The organism is Acinetobacter sp. GD03645 (assembly GCF_029845285.1).
Lineage (GTDB): Bacteria > Pseudomonadota > Gammaproteobacteria > Pseudomonadales > Moraxellaceae > Acinetobacter > Acinetobacter corruptisaponis.
On record NZ_JAOCLL010000023.1, the window covers coordinates 1 to 15,628 of the forward strand.

12 protein-coding genes and 1 pseudogene are annotated in these 15,628 nt (G+C 41.0%); 3 read left to right on the top strand and 10 right to left on the bottom strand.

The window, feature by feature from the left end; translation table 11 throughout:
- A pseudogene (locus N5J47_RS15740) lies at nucleotides 1-236 on the top strand (IS982 family transposase); the annotation flags it as partial.
- Here N5J47_RS15740 and N5J47_RS15745 read toward each other — a convergent pair.
- From N5J47_RS15745 to N5J47_RS15765, 5 genes are all read right to left on the bottom strand, one after another.
- Complete coding sequence (locus N5J47_RS15745) at nucleotides 233-1,372, bottom strand: DUF4365 domain-containing protein (protein WP_279960822.1); 1,140 nt, start codon at nucleotides 1,370-1,372, stop codon at nucleotides 233-235. The pseudogene N5J47_RS15740 and the gene N5J47_RS15745 sit on opposite strands and share 4 nt — an antisense overlap.
- A gap of 73 nt (nucleotides 1,373-1,445) precedes the next feature.
- The gene (gene acnD / locus N5J47_RS15750; protein ID WP_279960823.1) at nucleotides 1,446-4,076 is read right to left on the bottom strand and encodes a Fe/S-dependent 2-methylisocitrate dehydratase AcnD; all 2,631 of its coding nucleotides are present in this window, start codon (nucleotides 4,074-4,076) and stop codon (nucleotides 1,446-1,448) included.
- A complete protein-coding gene (gene prpC / locus N5J47_RS15755; protein WP_279960824.1) occupies nucleotides 4,076-5,233 on the bottom strand; it encodes a 2-methylcitrate synthase in 1,158 nt (385 codons plus the stop codon). Before prpC ends, acnD begins: the two co-directional genes overlap by 1 nt.
- A gap of 31 nt (nucleotides 5,234-5,264) precedes the next feature.
- Entirely contained in the window at nucleotides 5,265-6,146 is an 882-nt protein-coding gene (gene prpB, locus N5J47_RS15760; protein ID WP_279960825.1) for a methylisocitrate lyase, read from the bottom strand.
- Complete coding sequence (locus N5J47_RS15765) at nucleotides 6,139-6,849, bottom strand: GntR family transcriptional regulator (RefSeq protein WP_279960869.1); 711 nt, start codon at nucleotides 6,847-6,849, stop codon at nucleotides 6,139-6,141. The genes prpB and N5J47_RS15765 overlap by 8 nt, the downstream gene beginning before the upstream one ends.
- 441 nt (nucleotides 6,850-7,290) lie before the next feature.
- Between N5J47_RS15765 and N5J47_RS15770 the strand changes: the two genes are divergently transcribed.
- Together N5J47_RS15770 and N5J47_RS15775 are read left to right on the top strand one after the other, a co-directional pair.
- Nucleotides 7,291-8,496, top strand: a complete 1,206-nt coding sequence (locus N5J47_RS15770) for an aspartate/tyrosine/aromatic aminotransferase (RefSeq protein ID WP_279960826.1) — start codon at nucleotides 7,291-7,293, stop codon at nucleotides 8,494-8,496.
- A gap of 189 nt (nucleotides 8,497-8,685) precedes the next feature.
- Nucleotides 8,686-10,056, top strand: coding sequence for a phosphomannomutase CpsG (locus N5J47_RS15775; RefSeq protein ID WP_279960827.1), 1,371 nt, complete (start codon nucleotides 8,686-8,688; stop codon nucleotides 10,054-10,056).
- 56 nt (nucleotides 10,057-10,112) lie between these two features.
- Here the strand turns inward: N5J47_RS15775 and galE are convergent, their stop codons facing one another.
- Genes galE through N5J47_RS15800 form a run of 5 tightly spaced genes read right to left on the bottom strand, consistent with a single transcriptional unit; the run spans nucleotide 10,113 to nucleotide 15,606 of the window.
- On the bottom strand, nucleotides 10,113-11,132 hold the full coding sequence (galE, locus tag N5J47_RS15780) for a UDP-glucose 4-epimerase GalE (protein WP_279960828.1): 1,020 nt from the start codon (nucleotides 11,130-11,132) through the stop codon (nucleotides 10,113-10,115).
- A complete protein-coding gene (gene pgi / locus N5J47_RS15785; protein ID WP_279960829.1) occupies nucleotides 11,125-12,798 on the bottom strand; it encodes a glucose-6-phosphate isomerase in 1,674 nt (557 codons plus the stop codon). The genes galE and pgi overlap by 8 nt, the downstream gene beginning before the upstream one ends.
- A gap of 2 nt (nucleotides 12,799-12,800) precedes the next feature.
- The gene (locus N5J47_RS15790) at nucleotides 12,801-14,060 is read right to left on the bottom strand and encodes a nucleotide sugar dehydrogenase (protein WP_279960830.1); all 1,260 of its coding nucleotides are present in this window, start codon (nucleotides 14,058-14,060) and stop codon (nucleotides 12,801-12,803) included.
- 20 nt (nucleotides 14,061-14,080) lie between these two features.
- Nucleotides 14,081-14,956: a UTP--glucose-1-phosphate uridylyltransferase GalU gene (galU, locus tag N5J47_RS15795; RefSeq protein ID WP_279960831.1), complete on the bottom strand. Its 876-nt coding sequence runs from the start codon at nucleotides 14,954-14,956 to the stop codon at nucleotides 14,081-14,083.
- A gap of 32 nt (nucleotides 14,957-14,988) precedes the next feature.
- Nucleotides 14,989-15,606, bottom strand: a complete 618-nt coding sequence (locus tag N5J47_RS15800; protein WP_279960832.1) for a sugar transferase — start codon at nucleotides 15,604-15,606, stop codon at nucleotides 14,989-14,991.
- Nucleotides 15,607-15,628 lie beyond the last annotated feature (22 nt).

Consider the following 15,628-nt stretch of genomic DNA (forward strand, 5'->3'; position numbering starts at 1 on the left):
CTTATCACCGTAAAAATATGCAGGCAGTTCAATTATCAGAAGAAGATGAATATCATCTCAAACAACGCAACAAGATTGAAACTTTATTCAGCTTGCTTAAGGGAACATACCATTTAGTAACGACTAAAGCCCGAAGTGTTGCAGGCTATTTAGCAGGTATCTATGCTTCTTTATGTGCTTATCAACTCTGTCATCAAAATAAGCCAACGATTCAGGTTTATGAATCGAGGGCTTAAACAGGATTGGGGTTATCTAACAATTCATCAAATATTTTCAAATCTCTTTTACAAAATTGGCTTTTAAAATCAAACTTTAAAAGATCAAACCCCTCTATTTCCAACTCAATAATAGCCTTTTGATTATCTCTACTCATTAGATTTATTAGAGCAATAGCATCTTTTAATTTTTTTAGTTCAAACCGTCTATTGTCACCTAAAGTAAAACTATAATTGGCTTTACTCACATATGGCTCAAAGGTCATATCAAAGAAATCACAAACAAGTCTAAACTTTGCAAATTTCCTAAATTCCTTAAAGCTAAAAGGCGAATTATAAAAATCTATATCAAAAACTAAACCACTTGATAAATGGTCTTCTTTAAATCTGATTTTTCCCTTTTTAGGGGATAACCTCCCCAAACTTAGTTTTGCATTAGGTATTTCAAAATTAGACTTTTTAGATGGGATACCAAATCGCTTTTCAATATTAGTTAAATTTTGGACATCTAAATCTTCTTCCAATCCTAATGAAACATCAATAATCTTCCTGATACCATCTTCACCACCAATAGAGAATTGGACTGTTCCATATCCATCTTCAAAACCACACTCTTTTAAGTACTTATTTTTATTAACTATGTAATCAGAATAGTTTTCACCAATATATTTCAACAAAGTTTTTTTAAGATTTTCACCATCTAATTTTTCAAGCCTGTGCTTCTCGCTATAATCAAGAGTAATTGTTCTTTTATTTAAATCTTTTTTATTTTCACTTTGTTCTATTTGATGGACTCTTTTAAGAATTTTATAAACCAATTCATTATCTATATGTAAAACAAATGCATTCTGTGCTTCATTTTTACCATCAAATTCTAGAAAAATGTAAAACGCTGGCATTTGTAAAGTTGCCATCCGTCTAAGATTTGAAACAGTAACAGGGAGTTTTCTATCTTGCTTATCCGTTGCTTTAACTTGGACTTTACATTCAAAAGCTGATTTATGTAATTCATGAGTAGTTATATTGGGAGATATTGGGAATTCTACATAGTAATCCCATCCAGTTTTATCAATTGCTGAACCATTCGCAATTAAACCAACTTGAGCACACCACATTGCAAAAGTGCTTTCACCTAACTGCCCTAAATAATCTCGCATATATACTCAAAAAATAAAACCCCACTCTAAAGTAGGGCTTTTATTAAAGATAATCAACAAAATTAGTACATTATCAAGCCACTTGACCTTCTAAAAAGTCTTGCGCAAAACGCTGCAATACACCGCCAGCTTCATATACAGAAACTTCTTCTTCTGTATCTAAACGACATGTTACAGGCACTTCAAGAATTTCTTCTTTACCATCCGCTGTGGCGCGTTCAATTACTAAAGTTAAAGTCGAACGAGGTGAGATATTACCAATCACGCTATAAAGCTCGGTACCATCTAACTTCAACGTCTTACGATTCACACCTGGTTTAAACTCAAGCGGTAACACGCCCATACCCACCAAGTTAGTACGGTGAATACGCTCAAAACCTTCAGCCACAATCGCTTCAACGCCTGCAAGACGAACACCTTTGGCAGCCCAGTCACGACTTGAACCCTGACCATAATCCGCACCCGCCACAATGATCAACGGTTGCTTACGGTTCATATAGGTTTCAATCGCTTCCCACATGCGCATCACTTCGCCTTCTGGCTCTACACGCGCTTTTGAACCTTGTTTAATAGTGCCGTCTGAACGAACCACCATTTCATTAAACAATTTCGGGTTGGCAAATGTTGCACGTTGTGCAGTCAAATGATCGCCACGGTGCGTTGCATATGAGTTGAAGTCTTCTTCAGGTACACCCATTTTGTGTAGATATTCACCCGCAGCCGAATCCATCATAATCGCATTGGATGGTGACAAATGGTCAGTGGTGATGTTATCACCCAAGATTGCAAGCGGACGCATGTTCGACAAAGTACGCGGTGCAGCCAACGCCCCTTCCCAATACGGCGGACGGCGGATATAGGTACTCATTGGTCGCCAATCGTACAATGGGCTTTCCGCTTCTTCGGTCACACCCAAGTCAAACATTGGAATATAGACTTTACGGAATTGTTCAGGCTTAACCGCTTCTTTTACCAGCGCATCAATTTCGGCATCAGACGGCCAGATGTCTTTCAGGTAAATCGGGTTACCGTCTTTGTCTGTACCCAGTGCATCTTTTTCGATGTCAAAACGAATGGTTCCTGCAATCGCATAGGCCACAACGAGTGGCGGAGATGCCAAGAATGCCTGTTTTGCATATGGATGGATACGACCATCGAAGTTACGGTTACCTGAAAGTACCGCAGTGGCATACAAGTCACGATCAATGATTTCTTGTTGAATCACTGGGTCTAGCGCACCCGACATACCGTTACAGGTGGTACATGCATACGCCACGATACCAAAGCCAAGTTGCTCAAGGTCTTTGAGTACGCCTGCTTCTTCAAGATACAATGCAGCCGCTTTAGAACCAGGTGCAAAAGACGATTTCACCCAAGGTTTACGCACTAAACCAAGTTCATTGGCTTTACGTGCCAATAAACCTGCCGCAACGGTATTACGTGGGTTTGAGGTATTGGTACAAGACGTAATCGCCGCGATAATGATCGCACCATCAGGCATTAAGCCTTCTGCTTCTTGTGCTTTAGCCGCTTCTAAATTTCCTGCAATACCTTTTGCCGCCAAATCAGCCGTAGATACACGTGCATGTGGGTTTGATGGGCCAGCAATATTACGGGTTACAGTTGAAAGATCGAAACGTAGTACACGTGGGTACTCAGCCTTGATCATATCAGATGCCCAAAGACCGATTTCTTTCGCGTATTGCTCAACCAATGCCACTTGTGCATCTTCACGACCTGTGAGGCGTAAATAGTCAATGGTGTTCTGGTCGATATAGAACATGGCTGCGGTTGCGCCATATTCAGGGGTCATATTGGAGATGGTTGCACGGTCACCAATTGACATGGTGTCTGCACCTTCACCGAAGAACTCAAGGTATGCGCCAACTACACGCTCTTTACGCAAAAATTCGGTTAAGGCTAACACGATGTCGGTTGCAGTAATCCCTGCTTGACGCTGACCCACTAGCTCAACACCAATGATGTCTGGAAGACGCATCCACGATGCGCGACCAAGCATTACGTTTTCAGCTTCTAAACCACCTACACCCACAGAAATCACGCCAAGCGCATCGGTATGGGGGGTATGTGAATCTGTACCAACACAGGTATCAGGGAACGCCAAGCCATCACGGTTTTGAATCACTGGAGACATTTTCTCCAAGTTGATTTGGTGCATGATGCCGTTGCCCGCAGGAATCACATCAACATTCTTAAAAGCGGTCTTGGTCCATTCAATGAAATGGAAACGGTCTTCGTTACGACGGTCTTCCACTGCACGGTTTTTCTCAAACGCGTCAGGATCAAAACCGCCATATTCCACTGCCAATGAGTGGTCTACGATCAACTGTGTTGGAACCACTGGGTTGACTTTAGATGGATCACCGCCTTTATCGGCAATCGCATCACGTAGGCCAGCAAGGTCAACCAATGCGGTTTGACCCAAGATGTCGTGACACACCACACGTGCAGGATACCAAGGAAAATCCATGTCCTGACGGCGTTCGATCAGTTGTTTTAAATAATCAGTTAAGTTTTCTGCATCAGCTTTACGCACAAGCTGCTCAGCTAACACTTTAGAGGTGTATGGCAAAGTTGCATATGCGCCTGGCTGAATATCTTCAACAGCTTGACGCACGTCATAGTATTCGAGCTGGGTATTGCCATTATAATTTGGCAGCGGTTTACGGTATTGATTTGTCATTAACCACGCTCCGCCAATGGTTTAAATTCCAGGTTTTCAGGACCTGTGTAGTTTGCACTTGGACGAATGATCTTGCCATCCTGACGTTGTTCAATCACGTGCGCAGACCAACCCGCAGTACGTGCAATCACGAATAATGGTGTAAACATTGCAGTTGGAACACCCATCAAGTGATAGCTTACAGCACTAAACCAATCGAGGTTCGGAAACATATTCTTCACTTCTTTCATCACTGCTTCTAAACGCTCAGCGATCAAGTACATCTTGGTATTTTCTTGTGCATTGGCAAGATCACGCGCTACTTTCTTGATCACTTCATTACGTGGATCAGAGATGGTGTAAACAGGGTGACCAAAACCGATAATCACTTCTTTCTTCTCTACACGGCTACGAATGTCTGCTTCTGCTTCGTCAGCATTGTCATAACGTTGTTGAATCACAAACGCCACTTCGTTTGCGCCACCATGCTTTGGACCACGCAGTGCACCGATACCGCCAGTGATGGCTGAGTACATATCTGAACCTGTACCTGCAACAACACGTGAAGTAAATGTCGATGCGTTGAACTCATGCTCAGCATACAGAATCAAAGACGTATGCATTGCTTGAATCCATTCTTCAGATGGCGCTTCGCCATGAAGTAAATGGAGGAAATGCGCAGCAATTGAATCATCATTGGTTTCAACTTCGATACGACGACCATTGTTGCTAAAGTGGTACCAATACAACAACATTGAGCCTAAGCTTGCCATCAACTTATCAGCAATATCTTTTGCACCTGCCTCATTATGGTCTTCATGTTCAGGCGTTAAACAACCGAGAACTGAAACACCAGTACGCATCACATCCATTGGATGTGCAGATGGTGGAAGTTGTTCTAATGCAGTTTTCAATGCTGCTGGTAAACCACGAAGCGCTTTAAGTTTAGCTTTATAGGCTTTGAGTTCTGCTTTGTTTGGCAGTTTGCCATGTACCAGCAAGTGTGCAACTTCTTCAAATTCGCTGCCGACTGCAAGGTCAAGAATGTCATAACCACGGTAGTGCAAGTCATTACCGCTACGACCCACTGTACATAGCGCAGTGTTCCCTGCAACTTGACCGCTGAGTGCAACTGATTTCTTTGGCTTAAAGCCTACTGGGGTTTCATTAGAGCTCATAAGATTGTCCTTTTCTATCTATTAAGTTGGGTTATTTATTTTTTTCAAACGATGCGTCAAGATACTGTTCAAACGCATGGTAATTAATGCGCTCATACAACTCCTGACGGGTTTGCATGGTGTCAACAACGTTCTTTTGTGTGCCTTCCTGACGTAAAGTCACATATACATTTTCAGCCGCCTTATTCATAGCACGGAATGCTGAAAGTGGGTACAACGCAATGCTCACATCCGCAGAAGCCAGTTCTTCAGTGGTAAATAATGGCGTAGAACCAAATTCTGTGATGTTTGCTAAAACTGGAACTTTGGTCAGGTCAGCAAATTGCTTATACATTGCCAATTCAGTGATAGCTTCAGGGAACAGCATATCTGCACCCGCTTCAATGTATGCACCCGCACGGTCAATGGCAGCCTGTAAACCCTCAACCGCAAGTGCATCGGTACGCGCCATGATCACAAAGTTTTCATCGGTACGCGCATCGACTGCCGCTTTAATACGATCGACCATTTCTTGTTGTGTTACGATGGCTTTATTCGGACGATGACCACAACGCTTTGCACCAACCTGATCTTCGATGTGCATCGCAGCAGCACCAAACTTAATCATCGACTTGGTGGTACGTGCAATATTGAATGCTGACGCACCAAAACCTGTATCCACATCAACTAATAATGGTAAGTCACAGACATCGGTAATACGGCGCACATCAGTCAACACATCATCAAGGTTACTAATACCCAAATCAGGTAAACCTAACGAACCTGCGGCAACCCCACCACCTGACAAATAAATGGCTTTATAGCCTGCACGTTTTGCCAATAAGGCATGGTTGGCATTGATCGCCCCCACCACCTGTAATGGTTTTTCATTTGCGACCGCGTCGCGGAATAGCTGACCAGCAGATTTAGCCATGTTGATATTCTCCTTGAGTTTGCAGCAATGTTTGCTCAACAATTTTGTAGGATGCATTGATGTGACGATGCATCAGCATTTCGGCAAGCTCACCGTCACCATCAGCAATCGCATCTAAAATGCGGATATGTTCGTCCCAAGCCTTGCTTGGTCGATCTGGAGTATTTGAAAACTGGATTCGATACATACGGATGAGGTGATACAACTCATCACATAACATTTTTTCTAGGGTTTTATTGCCACTGCTTTTAATAATGCAGTAATGAAAATCGTCTTGACCTTCTTGTAGGTAATAACCCTTACCTGCTTTAAAATTTTCATCTTCGGCATGCATCCGCAACACGTCACGCAAGGCCAGAATTTGTTTTTTATCAATATGATGTGCCGCCAATTTACAGGCCAGACCCTCTAATGAAGCCCGAATCTGATACAACTCTTTAAACTGTTGTAATGAAAGCGAAACCACCCTAGCACCGACATGGGCAGTACGTTCAACCAGCTTCTGCCCTTCCAGACGATGAATCGCTTCCCGTAGTGGACCGCGACTAATACCATAAATCCGTGCCAACTCAGGTTCTGAAATCTTGCTACCTGCGGGAATTTGCCCCAATACAATCGCAGACTGAATTTGCTTAAATACGTGTTCCGTCAGTGTTCTTCCCTGACTTGCGCTGATGGCCTGTGGAACAAGGGTATCTTGCATATTGTCGACAATCTCTACCATTTTGATGATTTTATAACGATATAAAACAAAAATTGCAATAGAATTGTCGACAATAAACAAGACTAATCTGGTCAACCATATTCCCTTGAGGCACCATGAAAGCTAATTAAAACCAAATAGAAATTCACATTAAAACAATATAAAACAAATATTTATAATAATAAGTTTACTGTTTTCCATTTTAACTTATCTCTCTTTTTCATTATTTAGGCTTTCTATCTTACGACGATGGTATGACAGCCTGATTGTAAAAAATCCTTATCATGAGTCCATTCTCCACAAAATTTGTAAGTAAATACTGCACTAGAAATGCAAATAACAGCGTGCTTCATATTGGCTTTATTGGTACATTATTGGGCATCTGGAGCAACGCTCCTCAAGACACATCCATGCCCCTTGTTGAATAAAAGGACATTGTTAATGTTTCAACATATCCCACCTTATGCAGGCGATCCAATCCTCTCATTAATGGAACAGTTCAATGCTGATCCACGCACTGAAAAGGTTAATTTAAGTATTGGTTTGTACTACAACGAAGATAGTATCGTTCCACAACTTGATACCATTATCGAAGCACAGAAACGTATTGCGCCAAAAAATGATAAAACCAAGCTTTATCTTCCAATGGAGGGTTTCAAACCTTACCGTGAGGCGATTCAGGCGTTGTTGTTTGGTGCAAATAGTCCAGCAGTTCAGCAGGATCGTGCTGTAACAATTCAGACATTGGGTGGTTCAGGTGCATTAAAGGTCGGTGCTGACTTCTTAAAAACCTATTTTCCAAATTCAGAAGTTTGGGTCAGTCAGCCAACTTGGGATAACCACGTTGCTATTTTCAATGGTGCGGGAATCAAGAGCAATTTCTATCCGTACTTTGATGCTGAAACACGTGGTGTTGATTTTGATGGTATGTTGTCGACACTGAAAACATTGCCTGAGCAAAGCATTGTGTTATTGCACCCTTGCTGCCATAACCCAACAGGTGCAGATCTCAATCCAGCCCAATGGGATCAGGTCATCGCGGTATTAAAAGAACGCAACTTAATTCCATTCCTCGACATTGCCTACCAAGGTTTTGGTGATGGTATGGAGCAAGATGCCTATGCAATCCGTGCTTTAGACCAGGCAGGCTTAAACTTTATTGTCAGCAACTCATTCTCAAAAATCTTCTCACTTTACGGTGAGCGTGTAGGCGGCTTAACCTTTGTGTGTGACAATGCTGAAGCAGCACAGTGCACGTTCGGTCAGTTAAAGGCAACTGTACGCCGCAACTATTCTAGCCCACCAACCACTGGTGCATGGTTGGTTGATCAAGTCTTAAATGACACCGATTTAAACCAACAATGGCAAGGCGAAGTCAAAGAGATGCGTGAACGTATTATTAAAATGCGTAGTATCCTCAAAGATGAGTTGACTAAAGCATTACCAGATCGCGACTTTAGCTACCTTGTCAATCAAAAAGGTATGTTCAGCTACACAGGTTTGACTGGTGAGCAAGTGGATACATTACGTGAAGACTATGCGATTTACTTGGTACGCAGTGGTCGTATCTGTGTTGCGGGTTTAAACATGAATAATGTTTATAAAGTTGCGAAAGCTGTAGCAGAAGTTTTAGCAAAATCAGCTTAATACGATCCATCCCATAAACTCAAAAAGGTTGTTTCACGTGAAACAACCTTTTTCTATGATACCGAAGATATAAGTGCTTGAACTTATTGAGTCAGTTAAAAATGATGAAATCTGTATCTATGATTGTTCAATCCAGTCGAGTCTTTGTATACTGCAAAACATTTATAAACAACAACAGTGCTTTTAAATATGACTCAACTGACTTGCTTTAAAGCCTATGATATCCGCGGCAAATTAAGTACTGAACTTAACGAAGAAATTGCCTATAAGATCGGTCGTGCCTATGGACAAATCTATCAACCTAAAAAGGTCGTGATTGGTTGTGATATCCGTTTGAGTAGTGAGGGCTTAAAACAAGCAACGATTCGTGGTTTAAATGATGCAGGTGTCAATGTTTTAGATTTGGGTATGACTGGCACTGAAGAAGTCTATTTCGGGGCGTTCCATCTCGATGTACAAGGTGGGATTGAAGTGACCGCGAGCCATAATCCGATGGATTACAATGGTATGAAATTGGTACGTGAAAATGCCCGCCCAATTAGTGCAGATACAGGCTTAAAAGAAATACAAGCACTCGCTGAATCTGGTGAGTTTGCAGAGGTTGAGCAAAAAGGCTCAACTGAAAACTATAATATCTTGCCTGAGTTTGTTGAGCACCTACTGACTTATATTGATCCACAAAAAATTAAGCCCCTTAAACTGGTGGTGAATGCAGGCAATGGTGCAGCAGGTCATGTCATTGATGCGATTGAACACAAGTTCCAACAACTGAATATTCCTGTTGAGTTTATTAAAATTCATCACGAAGCGGATGGAACTTTCCCAAATGGGATTCCGAACCCAATCTTGATCGAAAATCGTGATAGTACTCGTAAGGCTGTGCTTGAGCACAACGCGGATATGGGTATTGCTTGGGATGGAGACTTCGACCGTTGCTTCCTGTTTGATGAAAAAGGACAATTCATTGAAGGTTATTACATTGTAGGTTTATTGGCACAGGCATTCCTGATCAAGCAATCAGGCGAAAAAATCGTACATGATCCGCGTCTCGTCTGGAATACCTTTGATATTGTTGAGCAATATCAGGGTATCGCGGTACAGTCAAAATCAGGACATGCCTTTATTAAGGATGTGATGCGTGAACATAATGCTGTTTACGGTGGAGAGATGAGCGCACATCACTATTTCCGTGATTTCGCTTATTGCGACAGCGGCATGATTCCTTGGTTGCTGACCATTGCTTTATTGTCAGAGACAGATCAAACACTTTCAACATTGGTTGAAAATATGATTGCCAAATTCCCATGTAGTGGTGAAATCAATTTTAAAGTAGAGAACACCCAAGCAACTGTACAAAAGATTTTTGATCATTATGCAGACCAGAATCCACAGATTGATCGTACTGATGGGGTTAGTCTTGATTTTGGTGCATGGCGTTTAAATGTACGGGCCTCGAATACCGAGCCTTTATTGCGTTTAAATATTGAAAGCCGTGCTGATCAGAATCCACAACCAATGCAACATTATGTAGATAAATTAACAGCTTTGATTCAAGCTTAATGCTCATCAATAAAAAAGGAGCATAAAGCTCCTTTTTTTATTCATATAAATTTAGTTTAACTGTTATATCCATTCGGGTTTTGCTTCTGCCAATTCCAGCTATCCGTCAACATATCTTCTAAGGTATATTGAGGTTTCCAGCCTAACTCACTCACTGCACGAACATTGTCTGCAAACGAAGTTGCAACATCACCCGCACGACGTGGTGCAAATTCAAAAGCAACAGGCACACCATTCACCTGTTCAAAGGTGTTTTTCACTTGTAGAACCGATGATCCATTGCCTGTCCCAATATTCCAGGCACGGCAGCCTTGTGCAGCAAGGCGATTATTCAACGCACATAAATGTGCATTGGCTAAATCTACGACATGAATATAATCACGTACACCTGTCCCATCTATCGTGTCATAGTCATTGCCATAAATGGATAATTTCTCACGACGACCAACAGCCACTTGTGTCACATATGGCATGAGATTGTTTGGAATCCCTTGAGGATCTTCCCCAATCTGACCACTTTTATGTGCGCCCACTGGATTAAAATAACGCAGTAATGCAATCGACCAGCGAGCATCTGCTTGCGCCAACTTTTGTAGCATCTGCTCAATAATCAGCTTGGTATAACCATAGTTATTACTTGGCATTCCTGTCGGCATATCTTCATTGAGTGGCGAAGTATTCGCTTCATCATAAACCGTTGCCGATGAACTAAACACCAGTGTAAATACACCTGCTTTTTCCATCGACTTCATTAACTGAATACTGCCAGCAATATTATGATCAAAATAAGTCAATGGAATCTGTTGACTCTCACCAACTGCTTTTAAACCTGCAAAATGAATCACGGCATCAATGTGATGATCCTGAAAGACTTGGTCTAATTCATCTTCATAACGAATATCACCTTGTACAAAAACCAAAGTTTTGTTGGTTAATTGCTGGACACGGTTTAATGACTCTTCAGAACTATTCGATAAATTATCAAATACAATGACTTCGTGTCCTGCATTCAGTAATTCGACACAAGTATGAGAACCGATATAGCCAGCACCACCTGCAACTAAAATCTTAGCCATCTGTTTTTCCTAATAATATTCGAAGTAGACCTTGCGTTGAGGTATCAAATGCAGATAAATCACCCTGTTCACCATTTAGAATTGGTAATAGTTGATTGGCGATTTCTTTACCTTTTTCAACGCCCCATTGGTCAAAGGGATTGATGTTCCATAAAACAGATTGCACAAAAACTTTATGTTCATACAATGCAATCAACATTCCTAAGCTATAGGGATTCAGCTCTTTTAATAGAATGGTTGAACTCGGTTGATTACCTTCATATTGCTTATAAGCTGGCAAATCTTCAAGCTCATCGGCTGCAAGTGCCTGATTACCAAATGCAAGCAAACGCGATTGTGCTAAACAATTTGATAATGCCAAATGATGTTGCTCAACTAAGGCCTCTGCATTTTCAGCATAGGTAAATTGGTTAGCATTATAACGTTTCACTGGTGCAATAAAATCGCAGCTGACTGAGTGCGTGCCTTGATGTAACAGTTGATAAAAGGCATGTTGTGCATTTGGACCCACTTCACCCCACACAATCGGACAAGTCGCCAAATTAACCTTTTCCCCATTACGCTGAATAGATTTGCCATTGGATTCCATTTCCAACTGTTGTAAATACGCGGCAAAATACTTTAATCGACCATCATAAGGTAAGATTGCGTGTGTCTGGATATCAAGAAAATTATTATTCCATGCACCTAATAAGCCCATGAGTACAGGAATATTCTGAGCAAATGGTGCGGTCTGGAAATGCTGATCAATCGCATAAGCGCCAGCCAATAATTGCTTAAAGCCCTCTACTCCAATACTCAGTGCAATCGGTAAGCCAATACAGGACCATAAGGAATAGCGACCACCGACCCAATCCCATAATAATAATTGGTTATCAGATGCAATACCCCACGCGGCCATCTTGTCTGGTTTCGTAGAAACCCCAATAAAATGATGTTTGAGAATATTATTGTCTACACCTAATGTCTTCTCTAACCATTGACGTGCTGTCTGGGCATTAGAAAGCGTATCAATCGTACCAAAAGACTTGGACGAAATAATAAATAAGGTGGTTTCTGGCCGTAATTGATGCAGCAAATCAGAAAGCTGACTGCCATCCATGGTCGAAACAAAGTGAATACCTAAAGGTTTACTTGTGGTTGTTTTATAGTCTGAGAGCGCATGAGTGACCATTAATGGACCTAAATCGGAACCACCCACACCAATATTTACCACATCATGAATGACTTCACCCGTCACGCCACGGTATTGTCCCGCATGAATTTTCTCAACCAAAGCATACATACGCTCTAACTGTGTATGCACCTGTTGGTTAATTTCAGAGCAACCCTGTTCAGATTTGGGCAAACGCAATGCCCAATGCATAGCAGCCCGATGTTCAGTGTAATTAATCTGCTCAATTGAAAACAGCTTTCTAATCCATTGCGCCAAATCTCGGGTCTGTGCTAGATCAACTAACCCATCTAAAATCTGCTGACTAATTCGATGCTTACTAAAATCTAAAACAAGTTGATCATATTCAACTGAAAATTTCTGGAAACGCAAAGGATCGGCTGCAAATAATTGATTAAGATGCGTCTCTTTAGATTGTTCCTGTAAAACGGACAAGTTTTCGATCACCGCTTGCTGATCTTTTAACAAAAATGGCTGGGTATTCTTGACCATAATTAACGCCCCACCCCCATATATGCAAAGCCCTGAGCTTTCACATAATACGGATCATAAATATTACGACCATCCAGAATCAAAGGGTGTGACATCAACTGTATTAGTTGCTTAAAGTCAGGGCTCCAGTACTGTTTCCATGCCGTCAAAATACATAAGCCATGTACACCTTGTACGGCTACATATTGGTCTTTACATAGAATAAGATCATCACGTTGTCCATACATCGCTTCGATTTCATCTAAAGCTTGTGGATCATGTAAACGTACTGTGACACCTTGAGCCCATAAAGCTGCCAACATGAGATGAATCGGTGACTGCTGAATACTTGAGGTATTTTCTTTAAATGAAGCTCCCCAGATCGCAACTGTCTTACCATGTAAGTCACCATGGTAATAATTCCACAGTTTGCGAAATAAGATTTCTTTCTGCTGTTCGTTAATGTCCCAAACTTGCGCCAGCAACTGACTTTTAACCCCTGTATTTGCCACAGTATTGGCAAGGGTTAAAATATCATGTGAGAAATTCTCACCGCCAAAACCTGCACCAGGAGATAAATAAGCAGTGCCAATACGGCTATCAGCAGCCATTCCCTGACGTACAGAAGCAATATCTATTCCTAGCTTCTCTGCAACCACAGCCAGATCATTAATATAGCTAATACGTGTCGCCAACATGCCAGAAATACTCAGCTTGGTAAATTCAGCATCCAGAATTGGCATAAACAAATAATGTTGTTCTAAAGGAAAGAAAGGCCGTAGCAATTCTTTAATTTTTGCTTGAACTTCAACTTGTGTACATCCAACAATGAGTTGCTTTGCCTGTGTCAAACTTTGTAGTGCATTACCTTCCTGAATCGTATCGGGTAAATACACCCAATCATCTTCAGATAATATCTGTTGAAGTTTTTCAGTCCCTTGTAAACCCAAAGTAGAAGCATTAATCATCAACTTAGGGTGAATGATTGGACGTTGCTTTAAATCATGTAGCAACTGAAAAACTTGCTGGTGCTGAGTCTGATTAAAACTAAAAAAATAGGCATCAATATCCAAGGGAATATTGGGAAAATCACAATAATGAAGAAAACCACTTTCTCGTTGTTTATCTAATAAACGACTGACATTTTCATCATGAAATGAGTATTGAAATGCACCTGGCTCAGCATTGAAATGAGAACACCAATATACAAAATGCCCAGACTCCGACAGTAGGGCAGACATTACCCCTGCATATAAGGTATTGCCAAAAATTGCAATTTTCATAACCGTTTGCCCTAACTTAACTATAGGGCTAATTCTTGAATTAAACCCTTAAACGCTTCACCCAGTTTTGGATGTTCAATACCATAGTGTAATACAGCTTTGAGATAACCAATTTTGCTACCACAATCAAAGGTTTGTCCTTTCATGCGATATGCTTCAACTGTTTCAGTTTGCTGTAAAGCTGCAATTGCATCGGTTAACTGAATTTCATTTCCTGCACCACGAGGCGTATTCTCCAATAGGCTCATAATCTCAGCAGGTAGAATATAACGTCCTACTACAGATAAATTCGAAGGTGCGGTTCCAACAGTTGGCTTTTCAACAATACCCTGCATCGCAATACTTTCACCCTCTTGTGGTGAAATGGTTACATCAACAATACCATATTGATCGACTAAATGATCAGGCACAGCTTCCACCATAATTTGTGCAGCTTGAGACTGCTCAAAACGCTGGATCATGAGGGATAAGTCATTTTCAGTAGATTGATTTTTTACCAGAACATCAGGGAGTAACACTGCAAATGCTTCATTACCCACAATATTTTTGGCACATAACACTGCATGACCTAAGCCTAAAGGTTGAGGTTGGCGTACACTCACCACACTCACATACTTAGGTAAAATATCAGTAATTTCCTTGAGTAAATCAAATTTCTTTTTTTGTTCTAAAGTTGTTTCTAGCTCAAAATTACGATCAAAATAATTCTCAATTGATGCTTTAGATGAATGAGTCACCAAAATAATTTGTTCGATACCAGCTTCAACCGCTTCTCGTACCACATATTCAATTGCAGGGCGATCCACAACTGTTACCATTTCCTTTGGAATAGATTTGCTTGCAGGTAAAAAACGCGTGCCTAAGCCAGCAACAGGTAAAATTGCTTTTTTGATCATGACATTACTCAATTATTTAGATAATAGGTAGATCAGGAATTAACCTTATCTTGTTCCTGCCGCATATTTCCCTTAAAAAGAGAAGGTCCCACATGCCCTGGTGCATTGATTCCCTCTCTTTTCAGCATCACCCCAACTGTCTGAAACATAATTTTAAAATCAACAAGCGTATTATGATGGTCGACATACCAAACATCACATTTAAAGCGCTCTTCATAGTCCAGTTCATTACGACCGCTCACTTGTGCCAAACCCGTCATTCCAGGTTTTACTTCCAGACGACGTGCCTGCTCGGGTGAGTATAGCTCAACAAACTCTTTCAGCATTGGTCGTGGACCAACAATACTCATATCACCTTTAAGCACATTAAATAGTTGTGGCATTTCATCTAGGCTAGTTGAACGTAATTTTTGCCCAAAAGGAGTAATTCTTAATTCATCAGGCAAGGGATTTCCATATTGGTCAATTCCATCTTTCATTGACCTAAATTTAATCATTTTAAATAACTTACCATTTTCTCCAGGTCTTTCTTGATAAAAAAAGATTGGTGATCCCAAGTTTTTTCTAACCTTATAAGCCACTAAAACAAATATTGGTGAAAGTAATAGAATTGCTATAGATGCAACAACAATGTCCACAAGCCTTTTCATCGTTTGAAAACCCATATATCAA

What these genes read in the sequence shown, in the direction of transcription:
- pgi (WP_279960829.1), bottom strand. Translation starts at nt 12,798, where the DNA reads ATGGTCAAGAATACCCAGCCATTTTTGTTAAAAGATCAGCAAGCGGTG.
- galU (WP_279960831.1), bottom strand. Translation starts at nt 14,956, where the DNA reads ATGATCAAAAAAGCAATTTTACCTGTTGCTGGCTTAGGCACGCGTTTT.
- galE (WP_279960828.1), bottom strand. Translation starts at nt 11,132, where the DNA reads ATGGCTAAGATTTTAGTTGCAGGTGGTGCTGGCTATATCGGTTCTCAT.
- N5J47_RS15775 (WP_279960827.1), top strand. Translation starts at nt 8,686, where the DNA reads ATGACTCAACTGACTTGCTTTAAAGCCTATGATATCCGCGGCAAATTA.
- N5J47_RS15790 (WP_279960830.1), bottom strand. Translation starts at nt 14,060, where the DNA reads ATGAAAATTGCAATTTTTGGCAATACCTTATATGCAGGGGTAATGTCT.
- prpC (WP_279960824.1), bottom strand. Translation starts at nt 5,233, where the DNA reads ATGAGCTCTAATGAAACCCCAGTAGGCTTTAAGCCAAAGAAATCAGTT.
- N5J47_RS15800 (WP_279960832.1), bottom strand. Translation starts at nt 15,606, where the DNA reads ATGAAAAGGCTTGTGGACATTGTTGTTGCATCTATAGCAATTCTATTA.
- prpB (WP_279960825.1), bottom strand. Translation starts at nt 6,146, where the DNA reads ATGGCTAAATCTGCTGGTCAGCTATTCCGCGACGCGGTCGCAAATGAA.
- N5J47_RS15770 (WP_279960826.1), top strand. Translation starts at nt 7,291, where the DNA reads ATGTTTCAACATATCCCACCTTATGCAGGCGATCCAATCCTCTCATTA.
- N5J47_RS15745 (WP_279960822.1), bottom strand. Translation starts at nt 1,372, where the DNA reads ATGCGAGATTATTTAGGGCAGTTAGGTGAAAGCACTTTTGCAATGTGG.
- acnD (WP_279960823.1), bottom strand. Translation starts at nt 4,076, where the DNA reads ATGACAAATCAATACCGTAAACCGCTGCCAAATTATAATGGCAATACC.
- N5J47_RS15765 (WP_279960869.1), bottom strand. Translation starts at nt 6,849, where the DNA reads ATGCAAGATACCCTTGTTCCACAGGCCATCAGCGCAAGTCAGGGAAGA.